Genomic DNA, 14,742 nt, shown 5'->3' on the forward strand with positions numbered 1-14,742 from the left:
GGGAGGTTCAGCGGGTGTTGTCCGTGGGATTGTTCGGTGCGTCAGGCGTCTCCGCGAGGCTGAAGCCCCGCTGGAAGGCCGCCATCAGTCCCGGATCGTGCTCGGCTTCCCGCTCATCTCCCGTGGTGTGAGCGACTGGTGCATCCCGGAGCTCCGGAACGATGTGCTCCTGCCGGCGCCGTCGCGGCAGCTGCGGCCGCTCCCCCCTGGGCGCCTCGACGGGATGGGAATCGGCGGGATAGGAAGAGGCCATGCCGGCCGGTGCGGGCGGCTGCATACCTCGTACGGCCGTCTGCGCGGGCTCGGCGGCGCGGGCGTGCTGGGTCTGCGGCGCGGCGTGCGCCGGTGCGGGCCCGGGTGCCACCGGCGCGGACGGCGCCAGGCTTGAGGTGGGTGGTACGGGTGCGGCAGCCGGCGCACCGATGCCCTTCGGTGCCGGTGCGACGGCAGGCCGGGACTGTGCCGTCTCCGCGGCCGGCTGTGCCGGCGCTTCGGGCTCGTCACCCAGCAGCCCCTGCGGCACCACCAGGACGGCCTGGATTCCGCCGTAGATGTTGCTCTGCAGCTGGACGACGATGCCATGCCGGCGGGCGAGTGCGGAGACCACGAACAGCCCGATGCGGCCGTCCCGCAGCAGCTCGCCGACGTCGATGTGCTCGGGGTCGGCGAGCAGGGCGTTCATCCGCACCTGCTCCTCGCGCGGCATCCCGAGTCCACGGTCCTCGACCTCCACGGCGAGCCCGGAGGTCACCTTCTGGGCGCGCATCAGGACTTGGGTCTGCGGGGCGGAGAACACCGTGGCGTTCTCGACGAGTTCGGCGAGCAGGTGGATCACGTCCGCGACGGCGTGGCCGCGCAGCGTGCCCTCGATCGGCGGTACGAGCTTGACCCGGGAGTACTGCTCGACCTCGGCGATCGCGGAGCGCAGCACCTCGGTCATGGTGACCGGACGGGTCCACTGGCGGCGGGAGATGGCGCCACCGAGGACCGCCAGGTTCTCCGCGTGCCGTCGGATGCGGGTGGCCAGATGGTCGACCTGGAACAGGCCCTTGAGCAGGTCCGGGTCCTCCACCTCGTTCTCCAGCTCGTCCAGGAGCTCGATCTCCCGGTGGACCAGAGACTGGAGCCGCCGGGCGAGGTTCACGAAGACCTCGACCTTGTCCTCGCTGCCGGAGACATTGCCCCGCACCAGCTGGGCCGCCTGGATCACGGCCGCCTCGGCCTGCCGCTGGGCCTGGGTGAACTCGTGCGCCAGCAGGTCGAGGGTGTCCCCGGCGGGGCGCGGGAGCGGGGCGGCGGGGCGGGGCTGCAGGCGCTCGCCCTGGCCCAGCCGCCGCAGCAGTTCCTGCAGCTCCAACTGGCCGCGGGCACCGGCCCGGCGCAGTGCCGCATAGCGCCGCGCCGCGTTGCGGGCCTCGGTGTCGCCGGCGGCCGCACCGCCGAGCAGGATCCCGCAGCCCAGGATCGTGCCGCCGATCAGCACACCCCAGGTCGCTCCGTCCGCGGTGCCCTCCTGGGCGCGCAGCACGTAGAACATCGCGGCGGCGGACAGGACGGCGACGAGGGCGGCCGGCAACACGGCCAGCCGTATCAGCCGGGCCCGTATGGCGGAGTCCGCCACGTTCTCATGCGACGGCGGTCTGCCGTGTCTCTTCCCCGTGGACGCCGCGGCGGTGGACCTGCCGGGCTCCAGGTGCACGGCAGGGTTCGGGGGTTCAGGCATGGGGTCCTCTCCATCAGCCAGTACGGACACGGCGGCGCACCGCAGGCTACCGACCAACGAGCATATGCATGTGGCCAGTTGGTGGCTTCGCTACCCTACGCCACCCTCAGGTTGCAGATGTAATCGCCCGAAGGGTCGGGGGATCCCGAAAACCGGTTCGTCGAAAGTGGTCAGGGTGCAGATACGGACCTCCGGGCATGAACCCTCTCGAGCAGGGGTACTCGCGACGCCTCCATACGAGGGGGCGAGATGGATCGCGAACAGTTGTGTGAACTCGGGCAACAGCTGCGTGTCGACTCGGTACGCGTCGCCGACGCCGCGGGATCGGGGCATCCCACGTCCTCGATGTCGGCGGCCGACCTCATGGCCGTGCTGCTGGCGCACCATCTGCATTACGCCGTTGACCAGCCTTCCCACCCTGGCAACGACCACCTGATCTTCTCCAAGGGCCATGCGTCACCCCTGCTCTACGCCCTCCTCAAGGCCGCCGGCGCGATCTCGGACGACGAGCTGCTCACCTTCCGCAGGCTCGGCAGCAGGCTCGAGGGACACCCCACGCCCGTACTGCCCTGGGTCGACGTGGCGACCGGCTCCCTGGGCCAGGGCCTGCCGGTCGGCGTCGGCCTCGCCCTGGCCGGCAAGCGGCTCGACCGGCTTCCGTACCGCACCTGGGTGCTGTGCGGCGACAGCGAGCTGGCCGAGGGGTCGGTCTGGGAGGCGTTCGAGTACGCCGGGCACGAGCGGCTCGACAACCTCACCGCGGTGATCGACGTCAACCGGCTGGGCCAGCGCGGCCCGACCCGGCACGAGTGGGACCTGGAGGCTTACGCCCGCCGCATCCGGGCCTTCGGCTGGCACACCGTCGAGATCGACGGTCACGACGTGGCCGCCATCGACGACGCGTACGCCGAGGCGCGCACGACGGCGCTGCGCCCCACCGCGATCATCGCCCGTACGCACAAGGGCCGGGGGGTCGCCGCCGTGGAGAACCGCGAGGGCTTCCATGGCAGGCCGCTGCAGAACGCCGAGGAGGCGATCGCGGAGCTGGGCGGCGTACGGCAGCTGCGCGTGGACGTCCATGCCCCGCCCAACGTCCGGGAACCCCAGCGGCCCGTCACCGAAGTGGAGCTGCCGCGCTTCGGCCTGGGTGACAAGGAGGCGACCCGTACGGCGTACGGGCAGGCGCTCGCCGCGCTCGGCACGGCGCGCTCCGATGTGGTCGTGCTCGATGGCGAGGTCAGCGACTCCACCCGCAGCGAGTACTTCGCCAAGGAGCACCACGACCGGTTCTTCGAGTTCTACATCGCCGAACAGCAGATGGTCGCGGCGGCCGTGGGCATGCAGGTGCGCGGCTGGATTCCGTACGTCTCCACCTTCGCCGCCTTCCTCACCCGTGCCCATGACTTCCTGCGCATGGCAGCGGTCAGCCGTGCCGACCTCACAGCGGTCGGGTCGCATGCCGGGGTCAGCATCGGCGAGGACGGCCCTTCCCAGATGGGACTGGAGGACCTGGCGCTCTTCCGCGCCCTGCACGGCAGCACCGTGCTCTACCCGTGCGACGCCAACCAGACGGCCCGCCTCGTCGCCGCCCTCGCCGAGCGGCCGGGCATCGGCTATCTGCGCACCACCCGTGGGAAGACCCCCGTGATCTACGGGCCGGACGAGGAATTCCCCATCGGGGGCAGCAATGTGCTGCGCGCCACGGACGGCGACCAGGTCACCCTCGTCGCCGCCGGGATCACCGTCCACGAGGCCCTGACCGCCGCCGACCGGCTCGCCGCGGAGAACATCCAGGCCCGGGTGATCGACCTTTACTCCGTCAAACCGGCGGACACGCAGACCCTGCGCGCCGCGGCGGAGACGACCGGCTGCCTGGTCACCGTCGAGGACCACCGTGCCGAGGGAGGCCTGGGCGACGCGGTGGCCGAAGCCTTCGCCGACGGCCGGCCGGGTCCCCGTATTGCCCGGCTCGCCGTCCGTTCGATGCCGGCTTCCGCGACGCCCGACGAGCAACTGCACGCCGCCGGCATCGACGCGGACGCCATCACCGCCACTGCCCGTCGGCTCCTGGCGAGCACGGCATGAGGAGCTGAGCGTGAGGAGGAACAGCCATGAGCACTGAGACCGGCAACGGCCTGCGCGTCGTGGTCGTCGGAGCCACCGGCAACGTCGGCACCAGCGTGGTGCGGGCGCTCGGCGAGGACGAGAAGGTCACCTCCGTGCTCGGCCTCGCACGGCGGGTCCCGGAGTGGACGCCGCCGAAGACCACGTGGGCGAGCGCCGACGTCGGGCGGGGGGACGCCGATCTCCTCCAGCACGTCAGGGGCGCAGACGCCGTCATCCATCTCGCCTGGCTGTTCCAGCCGACGCACGATCCGGCCACCACCTGGCGCACCAATGTGCTCGGCAGCCTGCGGGTGTTCGACGCCGTCGCCGAGGCGAAGGTGCCGGTGCTGGTGTACGCGTCCTCGGTGGGCGCGTACTCACCTGGGCCCAAGGACCGACCCGTTGACGAGTCCTGGCCCACCCATGGCTGGCCCGACGCAGCCTACTGCCGGGAGAAGGCCTATGTGGAGCGGTCCCTGGACGGCTTCGAGAGCCGGCATCCGGGGATCCGCATCGTACGAATGCGGCCCGGATTCATCTTCAAGCGGGAGTCGGCGACCGAGCAGCGCCGCCTGTTCGCCGGGCCGCTGGTGCCTGCGCGGCTCATCCGGCCCTCGCTGCTCCCCTTCGTCCCCGACGTGCCGGGCCTGCGCTTCCAGGCCCTGCACACGGATGACGCGGCCGAGGCGTACCGGCTGGCCCTCCATCTGCCTGTCCGTGGGGCGTTCAACCTGGCGGCCGACCCCGTGGTCGATCCCCAGCTGATGGCGCGGCTGCTTCATGCGCGGGTCGTACGGGTGCCGCTGTCTGCCGTGCGGACGGCGGTGGCCTGGGCCTGGCGGCTGCACCTTGTCCCGGCGTCACCGCAGCTGTTCGACGCGGTGCTGCGGCTGCCGATCATGGATACGTCGCGGGCGCGGGAGTGGCTGGGGTGGCAGCCGCGCTACACCGCGGAGGAGGCCTTGGCCGCGTTCCTCGGCGGGCTGCGCGAGCGCGCCGGCATGCCGACGGCTCCGCTGGCTCCTCGCGCTCCGCGCGGGCGCTTCAAGGAACTCGCCACGGGCGTCGGCCACCGGCCCTGAAGGGGCGGGTGGCTGACCACGCCGCAGACGCGCCGGCCCTGAAGGGCCGGGTGGCCGACCACGCCGCAGACGCGGTTCACGGGCGCGGCAGGCCGTCGGGCCGGAGGGCTGTCTAGGCCGGACGCAGGTGCGCGCGGGGGCACGCCCGCGTACCCTCCGCGTCAGTACCTTCCCGGGGCGACGGACTGCGCGTCGGCGATCTTCTCGATCCGGACCCCGGTCACCTTGTACTCCGGCTGCTTTGAGACCGGGTCCCAGGCCGTGCGGGTGAGTTCGTTCGCCGCCCGCGTGTGCCGGTACGGATCGGCCTGGTCGAAATAGCCGTAGTGGAAGGGGACGAACACCACCCCCGGACGGGTGCCGCCCACCACGGCCAGCACCTCCATCTCGCCCCGCCGGGACCGGATCCGGACCAGATCCCCGTCCACGATGCCCAGCGGCTCGGCGTCACCGGGGAACAGCTCCGCCCATGGCTCGGGTGCCGCATCGTTCAGTTCCGGCACCCGCCCCGTCTTGGTCCGGGTGTGCCACTGGTGCACGGCCCGGCCGGTGGTCAGCCGCAACGGGTAGTGCTCGTCCACCGGTTCTTCCGGCAGCCGGTGGTCGGCGGGCTTCAACACCGCCCGTCCACCGGGGTCGTGGGCCCGGTACTCCTGAGCACCGTGCTGCTCGCCGGAGGCCAGGTCGTGGCCGAAGTCCTCGCACTCCTCCAGGCGGGTCGGGAACACATGCCCGGTGTAGAGCCGCTCGGTGCCGTCCGGGGCCTGCGGCGTGCACGGCCACTGGATGCCGCAGGCCCCCCGCAGCCGGTCGTACGTGAGCGCGCTCTGGTCGCACGGGCGCCCGCGGGTCAGGGCGATGAACGACTCCCACGCCTGCTCCGGCTCCTCCCACTTCACCAGCGGCTCGCCGTCCCGGTCCCGCAGGTCCAGCCGCCGTGCGTAGTCCAGGAGCGCGTCGAAGTCCGAGCGGGCCCGGCCCGGCGGCTCGACGGCCTTCTCCGAGAGGTGCACGGTGCGGTCGGCGTTGGTGTAGCAGCCGGTCTTCTCCGCCCACATGGCGGCGGGCAGGACGACGTCCGCATACGCGGTCGTCTCGGTGAGGAAGGCGTCTGAGACCACGAGAAAGAGCTTGTGGTGCCGCTTGATCGCCCGGATCCGGTGCAGATCGGGCAGTGACACCAGGGGGTTCGTCCCGGTGATCCACAGGAATCGGATGTCGCCGGTGACGCACTGCCGGAAGATCTCCATCGCGTGCGTGGGCGGCCCGGTGTGCGGGATCTGTGCCGCCTCGATGTTCCAGGCGCGGGCGAGTTCGGCCAGCTGACCGGGGTGCTGCCAGTTGCGGAACCCGGGCAGGGTGCCGTCGGCGCCGGTCTCCCGGGTGTTCTGGGCGGTCGGCTGGCCGTTCATCTGGAACACCGTGCGGCCCGGGCGGCCGATCATGCCGCGCAGCAGCTGCACATTGTTGACCTGGACGGCCGCCTCCGTCGCCTGATGCGACTGGTAGACGCCCTGCAGCACGGTGGACACCAGGCGCTCGCCCTCGCCCAGGATCCGCGCCGCCAGCACGATGTCCTCGGCCGCCACTCCGCACAGCGCGGCGGCCCGCTCCGGCGGGTAGTGACTGGTGATGTGGGCCAGCTCGTCGAACCCGACGGTGTGGGCGCGTACCCATGGCTCGTCGATCAGACCGTGCTCGATCAGTTGCTGAAGGATCGCGTTGAGCAGTGGGACGTTCGTACCGGGCCGGATGGCCAGGTGCACATCGGCTTCGCGGGCGGTCGGCGTGGACCGGGGGTCGACCACGACCAGCCGGGGGCGGTTCGGGCCGTGCAGCCGGTCCAGGATCCGCGACCAGAGCACGGTCTGGGTCGCGGCCATGTTGTGCCCGACCATGAAGAGGGTGTCGCACAGGTCGATGTCGGTGTACGAGCCGGGATTGCCGTCGCTGCCAAAGGACTCGATCAGTGCCCACGCGGCCGTCGCCGTGCACAGCCGGGTGTTGCCGTCCAGATGCGGGGTGCCGATGCCACCGCGGGCGATCAGCGCTTGCGTGTAGTACTCCTCCGCGAACAGCTGACCGCTGGTGTAGAACGCCAGTGCCGACGGCCCGTGTTCGGCGAGCAGGCGCCGGGAGTGGTCCGCCACCGCGCCCATGGCGGTGTCCCAGTCGGTCGGACGCAGCCTGCCGTGCTCCCGGATCAACGGCTCGGTGAGCCGGTCGGGGGAGTTGTTCGCCTGCCAGCCGTACAGGCCTTTCGGCCCGAGCCGGCCGTGGTTGACCCGGTCCTCGGTACGGCCGCGAACCCCTACCATCCGGCCGTCCTTCACGGCGATGTCCAGCCCGCAGCCGGTGGAGCACAGCACGCAAGCCGACGGCACCCAGCTGTCGACCTCCGACTCGTCGACCGTCAGATACCGGTCGGCGCGCTCCGGCCACCGCTCGCCTGGGCCGAACGGCGTCCGCTCGCCCCACACGTCCACGACCCGGTCCGTGTCCGCCATCGCAGCCTCCGTGGGTTGCCCGTACGGGATCGGGCGCGGGGTCGGCGGCTCAGCGCGTGAACCAGCCGACGAGGAGGAACACGGCGAACAGCGCCACGACGACCAAGATCACGATCAGCGGAGCGATGCCCCAGCCCTTGGGAGGGTTGTAGGTCTCCCGCGGCCCTGCCCCGGACAGGCCGTCCTCTCCCGGGGGCGTGTCGCCCGGCGGCACCCCGCCGGGCTCCGGCCGCGGCATCCGCGGCTCCTGGGGTTCGGAAGTGTTCTGGTTCATGGCCCCCGAGTGCGCAGGGATCGCCCTTTCACACCTGCTCGGGGCGGGAAAACGGCGGCGGATGATTCCCCAGCCTGGGGTAACCGCGAGGCCCGGCAAACGCCCCGGCCCCGCTCAACGGCGTCCTGGCCGACTCCCCGCTCGGCCGTGTCGGCGACCTGCCCGGCCGCGCGGTCCTCGGCTACCTGGCCTGGGCGGCCGTGGCGCGGCGCGTACCCCGAGGCCGGCGCACGCCTTCGGGCAGGCGGCGGCGGGGCCCATGGGTGTCGCACGAACGGAGGGTGGAACCGGCCGATGTGGAGGCCCGGCTGCGGCTGCTGGACGAGGCACAGCGGCACTGCTCCGCCCGGCGCTACATCGGCTGAGCCCGCCCACCCCCCGGGGGGAAGCGTCGCCGCACCTCTCGTCCCCTCAGGTGTCGAGCGCCCTTCTGCGGTCACCCGAACGTCGAGCGACGGATACACCCGAGGCGGTGCTGACAATGCGGTACGACGAACTGACAGGCCAGGTCCAGGCCCGGGCGCAGCTGCCCGACCGGCAGTCGGCGGAGCGCGCCGTACGGGCCACGCTCGAGACCCTGGCCGAGCGGGTGCCCGACGGTCTGGCCGTCCATGTGGCGGCGCAGCTGCCGGGGGAGGCGGGGGAGGCCCTGCGCCGGGTTGTCGCGTCCCACGAGGGCTCTCCCGAGGAACGGTCGTGGCGGCGGCGGCACGGGGAGCGGTTCGACATGACGGCCTTCGCCGGCCGGGTCGCCTGGCGCACCGGCATCTCCGAGGAGAACGCCGTGCGCGAGGCGGCCGCGGTCTTCGAAGTGCTGGACGCAGCGATCAGTCCCGACCTGATGGACAAGGTCTACAACGCACTGCCCCGGGACATCGGCGCCCTGTTCCCGGAGGCGCGGGCGCAGGAGGAGCGCCAGGAGCCCGCGCCCGGCTGACGGGCAGGACCACAACGGCGCCCCATCCTGGCCGGCCGCCTCCGCTCAGCGGCGGAGGTGCCTCTCGCGCTCCCAGCGGTGCAGCACGACCGTCAGATCGGCCAGGGCGAGCAGGGACAGCACCGCGCAGATCACGGAGATGGCCCCCAGCTCTCCGGAGCTCGGGGAGCTGCTGCCATGCGACGTGTACGCCCACCAGCCGAACAGCACGGCACCCGCGACGAACAGCGGGGTGTACAGCGCCGACAGCAGCAGCCGCAGACCGAGCGGGCTGCGCGCGGTGACCGGCTCGGTGCCGCTGCGCGCCTTGCGGCGGCCCCGTCCCCGCCCAGGATCGACAGGCTGCTTGTGCATGGTGGCCTCCCGGTGGAATGGGGGCACCCGATTCCAGCTGATTCCAGGGTAGGCCGCTCACCTCGTCACTTCTGCACCCCGAGCCGGTCGGCGGGCCGGGTGCCCCAGTCCGACGGGCGCGGGCCGACCCGGAAGAACAGGTCCTGGCCGGACCGGAGGTCGTCCGTGGTGATCCAGCTGCGCCCGAGGTCACGGCGGCCGAGGCGCACCTCCTGCACATAGCGGTTGGTCTCGTCGCTGCCCGGCGCCGAGACCCGGAGCCGGCCGCCCGGATACCAGCGGCGGTCCAGCGCGATGTCGACCTGGTCGAACACCGGCGTGGACAGCCCCCAGGTGTCGGTGCCGGGGAACACCGGGAACACGCCCATCGCGGACAGCACCATCCATGACGACATGGTGCCCAGGTCGTCATTGCCGGTGACCCCGTCCGGCGCGTCGGTGAACAGCGTCAGCGCGGCATGCACGACATCGGTCGTCTTCCAGGGACTGCCGGTGGACAGATAGGTGTACGGGGCGATGAGGTCGGGCTCGTTCTGCGGGTTGTACGTGTCCTTGCCGTAGTAGTCGAACGGCCCGTTGACCCACACCTCGCGAGCCGTCCGCTGAGGGTCCTTCAGCAGCTGCTCGTAGGCGAAGAAGGAGTCGAGCCGGCTGTTCGTCGCCGCCTGGCCGCCGATGAGCGAGACCAGTCCCGGCAGGTCCTGCGGCACCATCCACATGTACTGCCACGCCGTGCCCTCGTGGAAGCCCTCGCTGCGCGCCGGGTCCGGGTCGCCGGTGAAGGCACCTTCGTCGTCGCGGGCCCGGAAGAAGCCCGTGGACGCATCGAAGAGCCGGCGGTAGTTCTGCGCCCGGGCGGCGAAGCGGGCGGCGTCCGCACCATGGCCCAGTTCCTCGGCCATGGCCGCCAGCGCCGCGTCGGCGAGCGCGTATTCGAGGGTCGCCGAGGCACTGTGGCGGAAGTCCGAGTCGCCCGGTTTCGTCGGCTGCTTCATCGGCAGGTACGGGACGAAGCCGTCTCTGAGGTACTCCGCGTTGCCCTGCCGGCCGATGTACGGAGAGTCCTGCGGCGGTACCCCGTCCGCGTTCTTCTTCAGCGCCTGATAGGTCTCCTCCTCATAACCCCTCAGCAGACCTTGCTGATAGGCGTTGGTGAGGAAGGGGGTGACCGGGTCGCCGGTCATGACGTTCGTCTCGACCGTGCCGTAACCCCACTTGGGCAGCCAGCCGCCCTCCTGGTCCACGCGCAGCAGCGACAGCGCCATGTCGCGCGACTCCTGCGGGGCGAGGAGGGACAGCAGCTGGGCCTGGGTGCGGTAGGTGTCCCACAGGGACCAGTTCTGGTAGTAGGTGAACCCCTCGGAGGTGTGGATCCGGCGGTCCCAGCCGGTGTACCGGCCGTCCACGTCCTCCCCGACGTTGGGGTGGAGCAGCGCCCGGTACAGCGACGAGTAGAAGACGCGCCGGCGGCCGGTGTCGCCGCCGCTCACCCGGACCTGGCTGAGCCGCTCCTCCCACGCCTGCCGCGCCGCCGCGACGGTGTCTTCGAAGGAGCCGCGCGACTCGGCTGCGAGATTGCGTGCCGCGCCCGTGTGGTCGACATAGCTGAGCGCCGTGACGGCCTCCACGCCGCGGTTGCCGCCCGTGGTGTCGAAGCGCACGTACGCGCCGCGCCGCCCGGAGCCGGAGGAGGTGTCACTGCCGGTGGTGACCGCATCTCCGCTCCAGGTGCCGTAGGAGGCGAAGGGACGGTCGAAACGGGTGATCGCGTACACCGTGTACGGCCGGGTCTGCTGGCTGCAGAAGCCGCTGCCGGTGACGGCCGTGGCGATGGTGCGGTCGTCGAGGATCCGCACACTGCTGCTGGTGACCTTGTGCAGTGCCTGCCCGGTGTTGAGCAGGACGTTGGCCTTGTCGGTGGCCGGGAAGGTGTAGCGCTGGCGGCCGGTGTGCGCCGTCGCGCTCAACTCGGCGGTGATGCCGCCGTAGTCGGCAAGCTGGACCCGGTAGTAGCCGGGTTCGGCACGCTCCTGGTCGTGCTCGTAGGAGGAGGCGTACCGCGCGTAGTCCGTGGTGGTGATGTCCCCGGTGGTGGGCAGCACCGGCAGGTCGCCGCCGAGGCGGCAGCCGACGCCGGAGAGGTGCACGGCGGAGAATCCGCGGATGTGGGAGTCGTCCCAGTCGTAACCGGTGTTGTGGCCGGTGTCCGGCGAGAGCTGGACCATGCCGAACGGGACGGCGGCGCCCGGGAAGGTGTTGCCCGCGTTGCGGGTGCCGATGAACGGATTGACCAGTTCAGTGAGCCTGTCGGCGGTGTCGGCGGCGGCAACGGGGGTTCCGAGTGCCCCTGCGAGCAGGGCCGCGGCGGCGGTGGCCCCCGCTGCCCGGCGGACTCCCTTTCTCCCAGAGTGAGCTTTCCGTCGTTCCCTGCCCGCCATGGGCCGCCTCCGCACAGTCGGACAACGTTGTCAAAAAACCGGGTGTCAGGCTGTCCGGACCGGCAGGGCAAGTCAAGAACCGGCCGTGGTCGGCGATTCGTCGGCTACGAGCGGGGCACCCGAAAGTCTTGGACCGTCCATGCCGACCGACCGGGGAAGAAGATGAGCCGTCCGCGCATCGTGATCGTCGGAGCCGGATTCGCCGGCTACCACACCGCTCGTACGCTGTCCCGTCTCGCCCGCGGCGCGGCCGAGATCGTACTGGTCAACCCCAACGACTACTTCCTTTACGTACCGCTCCTCCCCGAGGTTGCGACCGGCATCCTCGAGCCCCGCCGGGTGGCGGTTTCCCTCTCCGGCACTCTGACGGGCACACGCCTCGTCCTCGGGGAGGCCCACAACGTCGATCTCGACCGGCGCCGCGTCGAGGTCACCGATCCCGAGGGCCGCAAGCGGGACCTGAGCTACGACCGGCTGGTCCTGGCGGCGGGCAGCGTCAACAAGCTGCTGCCGATCCCGGGGGTCACCGAATACGCGCACGGTTTCCGCGGCATGCCCGAGGCCCTGTTTCTGCGGGACCACATCACCCGCCAGCTCGAGCTGGCCGATGTGGCCGATGACGTCTCGGAGCGCGAGGCCCGCTGCACCTTCGTCGTGGTCGGTGCGGGGTACACCGGAACCGAAGTCGCCGCCAACGGAAAGCTGTTCACCGACGAGCTCGCCGGCCAGCTGCCCACCCTGCGGAGCGCGCCGCGGCCGCGGTGGCTGCTGCTCGACATCGCCGAGCGCGTACTGCCCGAACTCCCGCAGCACATGTCCGACACCGCGTCACATACGCTGGCACGCCGGAATGTCGAGGTGGCTCTGGGCACCTCGGTGCAGGAGGCCACCAAGGAGGGCGTCCGGCTGACCGACGGCCGGTTCGTGCCCACCCGCTCCCTCGTATGGTGCGTCGGCGTCCGTCCCGATCCGCTCGTCGAAGACCTGGGGCTGCCGACCGAGAGGGGCCGGCTGGTGGTCGACGAATACCTCAATGTGCCAGGCCGGCCTGAGGTCTTCGCCTGCGGCGACGCGGCAGGGGTCCCCGACCTCACCCGCCCCGGCCAGCTCACTCCCATGACGGCCCAGCACGCCACGCGCCAGGGCCATACGGCCGCCCACAACATCGCCGCCTCGTTCGGAGCGGGCGAGCGTCGGGTGTACAAGTACCGCGACCTCGGCTTCGTCGTGGACCTCGGCGGCTTCCAGGCCGCGGCGAACCCCCTGCATGTGCCGCTGTCCGGCCCGGTGGCCAAGACGGTGACCCGGGGGTACCACCTGATGGCCATGCCCGGCAATCGCATCCGGGTCGGAGCCGACTGGGCGCTCGACGCGGTGCTGCCGCGCCAGGCAGCGCACCTCGGCCTGGTCCCCGCCTCCGCCGTGCCCCTGGAGAACGCGGCGCCGGAAGTCCCGCTCAGCGGGCACCATCCCTGATCGCCGCCTCCGGGGCGCCGACGGCGATCAGCGCCCATCCCGGCGGTCCGGCGGCGGCGCCCTGCGGCCGCCTGAGGGACACTGGGCCCATGCCGGAACTGCCCGAGGTCGAAGCCCTCACCGGATTTCTGGCCGAGCATCTCGTCGGCCGGACGGTCGCCCGCGTTCTCCCTGTCGCCGTCAGCGTGCTCAAGACGTACGACCCGCCGCTGACCGCCCTCGAAGGGGAGGAGTTCACCGCGGTCACCCGGCACGGCAAGTTCCTCGACCTGGCGGCCGGCGACCTGCATCTGGTCATCCACCTGGCCCGGGCGGGCTGGCTGCAGTGGAAGGAGAACCTCCCCGCGGCCCCGCCGCGGCCGGGCAAGGGACCGCTGGCCCTGCGGCTGCGCCTCGCCGAACCCCCGGACACGGGCTTCGACCTCACCGAGGCGGGTACGCAAAAACGCCTCGCCGTGTACTGCGTACGGGATCCCGCCGAGGTGCCCGGTATCGCCCGGCTCGGCCCGGACCCGCTGAGCGAGGACTTCACGCTGGAGAGGTTCGCCGGGATGCTGAGCGGCGAACGCCGTCGGATCAAGGGCGTGCTTCGGGACCAGAGCGTGATCGCCGGCATCGGCAACGCCTACTCGGACGAGATCCTGCACGCCGCACGCATGTCGCCGTACAAGCTCGCCGCGAAGCTGACCGAGGACGAGACGGCTGCCCTCTACGCGGCGGTGGGCTCCACACTCCGCGAGGCGGTCGAACGGTCTCGCGGACTGGCGGCCGGAAAGCTGAAGGCTGAGAAGAAGAGCAGGCTGCGGGTACACGGCCGCACCGGACAGCCGTGCCCCGTCTGCGGGGACACGGTCCGCGAAGTCTCCTTCAGCGACTCCTCGCTGCAGTACTGCCCGACCTGCCAGACGGGCGGGAAGCCTCTCGCGGACCGCCGGCTGTCCCGGCTGCTCAAATAGCCCGGCTCACCTCCGGGCGGTCACTGCTCGGGGGGCCCGCGGCCTCGGCCTTCGTCAGCTCCGAGTCGGTAGGGGTAACCGGCGTAGATCGTCACCCCGATCACGACCGATCACGAACCACACGGCGAACCGCACCCAGGTGTGCCAGTGCAGACCAGCGGGCGAACTCGCGCAGCACCGTGTAGCCGTACGTCCACGCCGACCCCGGCCCTTCGGGATCAGGCGGAAACTGACGGGCGCTCATCACCGCGGAGGCGTGCGCGGTGATTGGAAGACGCCGCTCCGTGGGAGTTGGAGCACAGTTTGTAGCGATGTCTGAGTGAATTCTTATGAGTTCTTGAAGATTTCGCTCGAACGATGATCGGAACGGGTAAGCCGTTTTAGGGTCATAAGCCGTCGGTCGGCTTCTGGCCCATACCCCCCACAGCCCTGTACGGCGAGCGTCTTCGGGCGCCCGCCGATGCCCCGTCGTACTCGGAGCCATCGAGTCCGGGCCGGGGTACGGGCTCCGAGCATCCGGAGGTACGACCATGAGCCCTCGCCACAGCAGACGTCCGGCGTCCAACCGGCACCATCACGGCCGACCCGCAGGGCCGCCGCCGCACCGGCTGGGCCTGGCGGCAGGCGTGTTCACGGTCGTCACGAGCGTCGGCACCGGCCTGGCGGTCTTCGGCCCGGGCGGGGAAGTCGCGGTGGCCGACGCGCGGTCCGCCGCGTACCGCCTCGCCTCCTCGGCGTCCCCCATGGCCGAGGAAGCGAGGCGGTCTGCGGCGGACGACGCGCGCAAGGGGAACCCCCGGCCGGGCAAGCCGTCGGCGAAGCCCGTCCCGGTGCGTACGGGGCCGAAACCGGTCCCGGGACGTACGGCGTCGAAGGCGCCGCAGGTGGG

Annotated in this window: 10 protein-coding genes and 1 pseudogene; 6 read left to right on the top strand and 5 right to left on the bottom strand. The window is 71.5% G+C overall.

Annotated elements, in window-relative coordinates:
* Nucleotides 1-7: 7 nt before the first annotated feature.
* A complete protein-coding gene (locus tag ACY34J_RS21095; RefSeq protein ID WP_462728065.1) occupies nt 8-1,723 on the bottom strand; it encodes a sensor histidine kinase in 1,716 nt (571 codons plus the stop codon).
* 249 nt (nt 1,724-1,972) lie between these two features.
* Between ACY34J_RS21095 and ACY34J_RS21100 the strand changes: the two genes are divergently transcribed.
* Together ACY34J_RS21100 and ACY34J_RS21105 are read left to right on the top strand one after the other, a co-directional pair.
* Nucleotides 1,973-3,808 carry a transketolase gene (locus ACY34J_RS21100; protein WP_462728066.1) on the top strand — a complete coding sequence of 612 codons (1,836 nt, stop codon included), beginning with the start codon at nt 1,973-1,975 and terminating at the stop codon, nt 3,806-3,808.
* Between the two features lie 26 nt (nt 3,809-3,834).
* Nucleotides 3,835-4,911, top strand: coding sequence for an SDR family oxidoreductase (locus tag ACY34J_RS21105; RefSeq protein WP_462728067.1), 1,077 nt, complete (start codon nt 3,835-3,837; stop codon nt 4,909-4,911).
* 161 nt (nt 4,912-5,072) lie between these two features.
* Here the strand turns inward: ACY34J_RS21105 and ACY34J_RS21110 are convergent, their stop codons facing one another.
* Nucleotides 5,073-7,418, bottom strand: a complete 2,346-nt coding sequence (locus ACY34J_RS21110; RefSeq protein WP_462728068.1) for a molybdopterin oxidoreductase family protein — start codon at nt 7,416-7,418, stop codon at nt 5,073-5,075.
* 49 nt (nt 7,419-7,467) lie between these two features.
* Complete coding sequence (locus ACY34J_RS21115; protein WP_462728069.1) at nt 7,468-7,692, bottom strand: DUF6480 family protein; 225 nt, start codon at nt 7,690-7,692, stop codon at nt 7,468-7,470.
* Between the two features lie 481 nt (nt 7,693-8,173).
* On the opposite strand from ACY34J_RS21115, the gene ACY34J_RS21120 reads away from it, so the two are divergent.
* Nucleotides 8,174-8,629 carry a DUF2267 domain-containing protein gene (locus ACY34J_RS21120; protein WP_462728074.1) on the top strand — a complete coding sequence of 152 codons (456 nt, stop codon included), beginning with the start codon at nt 8,174-8,176 and terminating at the stop codon, nt 8,627-8,629.
* Between the two features lie 45 nt (nt 8,630-8,674).
* Here ACY34J_RS21120 and ACY34J_RS21125 read toward each other — a convergent pair whose 3' ends face one another.
* Entirely contained in the window at nt 8,675-8,983 is a 309-nt protein-coding gene (locus ACY34J_RS21125) for a DUF6343 family protein (protein ID WP_462728070.1), read from the bottom strand.
* A gap of 65 nt (nt 8,984-9,048) precedes the next feature.
* Nucleotides 9,049-11,421 (bottom strand): GH92 family glycosyl hydrolase, encoded by a 2,373-nt coding sequence (locus ACY34J_RS21130; RefSeq protein WP_462728071.1) that lies wholly within the window; start codon nt 11,419-11,421, stop codon nt 9,049-9,051.
* A 162-nt stretch (nt 11,422-11,583) separates the two neighbouring features.
* Here ACY34J_RS21130 and ACY34J_RS21135 point away from each other — a divergent pair, with 162 nt between their 5' ends.
* From ACY34J_RS21135 to ACY34J_RS21145, 3 genes and pseudogenes are all read left to right on the top strand, one after another.
* The gene (locus ACY34J_RS21135; RefSeq protein WP_462728072.1) at nt 11,584-12,897 is read left to right on the top strand and encodes an NAD(P)/FAD-dependent oxidoreductase; all 1,314 of its coding nucleotides are present in this window, start codon (nt 11,584-11,586) and stop codon (nt 12,895-12,897) included.
* Between the two features lie 89 nt (nt 12,898-12,986).
* On the top strand, nt 12,987-13,853 hold the full coding sequence (locus ACY34J_RS21140; protein ID WP_462728073.1) for an Fpg/Nei family DNA glycosylase: 867 nt from the start codon (nt 12,987-12,989) through the stop codon (nt 13,851-13,853).
* 530 nt (nt 13,854-14,383) lie between these two features.
* Nucleotides 14,384-14,742, top strand: a pseudogene (locus tag ACY34J_RS21145) (hypothetical protein); the annotation flags it as partial.

It is taken from the genome of Streptomyces sp. HSS9-12, from assembly GCF_054963655.1.

Bases quoted from the DNA above. Each gene is read 5' to 3' on its own strand.
- ACY34J_RS21105 (WP_462728067.1), top strand. From the start codon at position 3,835: ATGAGCACTGAGACCGGCAACGGCCTGCGCGTCGTGGTCGTCGGAGCC.
- ACY34J_RS21120 (WP_462728074.1), top strand. From the start codon at position 8,174: ATGCGGTACGACGAACTGACAGGCCAGGTCCAGGCCCGGGCGCAGCTG.
- ACY34J_RS21100 (WP_462728066.1), top strand. From the start codon at position 1,973: ATGGATCGCGAACAGTTGTGTGAACTCGGGCAACAGCTGCGTGTCGAC.
- ACY34J_RS21135 (WP_462728072.1), top strand. From the start codon at position 11,584: ATGAGCCGTCCGCGCATCGTGATCGTCGGAGCCGGATTCGCCGGCTAC.
- ACY34J_RS21115 (WP_462728069.1), bottom strand. From the start codon at position 7,692: ATGAACCAGAACACTTCCGAACCCCAGGAGCCGCGGATGCCGCGGCCG.
- ACY34J_RS21130 (WP_462728071.1), bottom strand. From the start codon at position 11,421: ATGGCGGGCAGGGAACGACGGAAAGCTCACTCTGGGAGAAAGGGAGTC.
- ACY34J_RS21140 (WP_462728073.1), top strand. From the start codon at position 12,987: ATGCCGGAACTGCCCGAGGTCGAAGCCCTCACCGGATTTCTGGCCGAG.
- ACY34J_RS21125 (WP_462728070.1), bottom strand. From the start codon at position 8,983: ATGCACAAGCAGCCTGTCGATCCTGGGCGGGGACGGGGCCGCCGCAAG.
- ACY34J_RS21095 (WP_462728065.1), bottom strand. From the start codon at position 1,723: ATGCCTGAACCCCCGAACCCTGCCGTGCACCTGGAGCCCGGCAGGTCC.
- ACY34J_RS21110 (WP_462728068.1), bottom strand. From the start codon at position 7,418: ATGGCGGACACGGACCGGGTCGTGGACGTGTGGGGCGAGCGGACGCCG.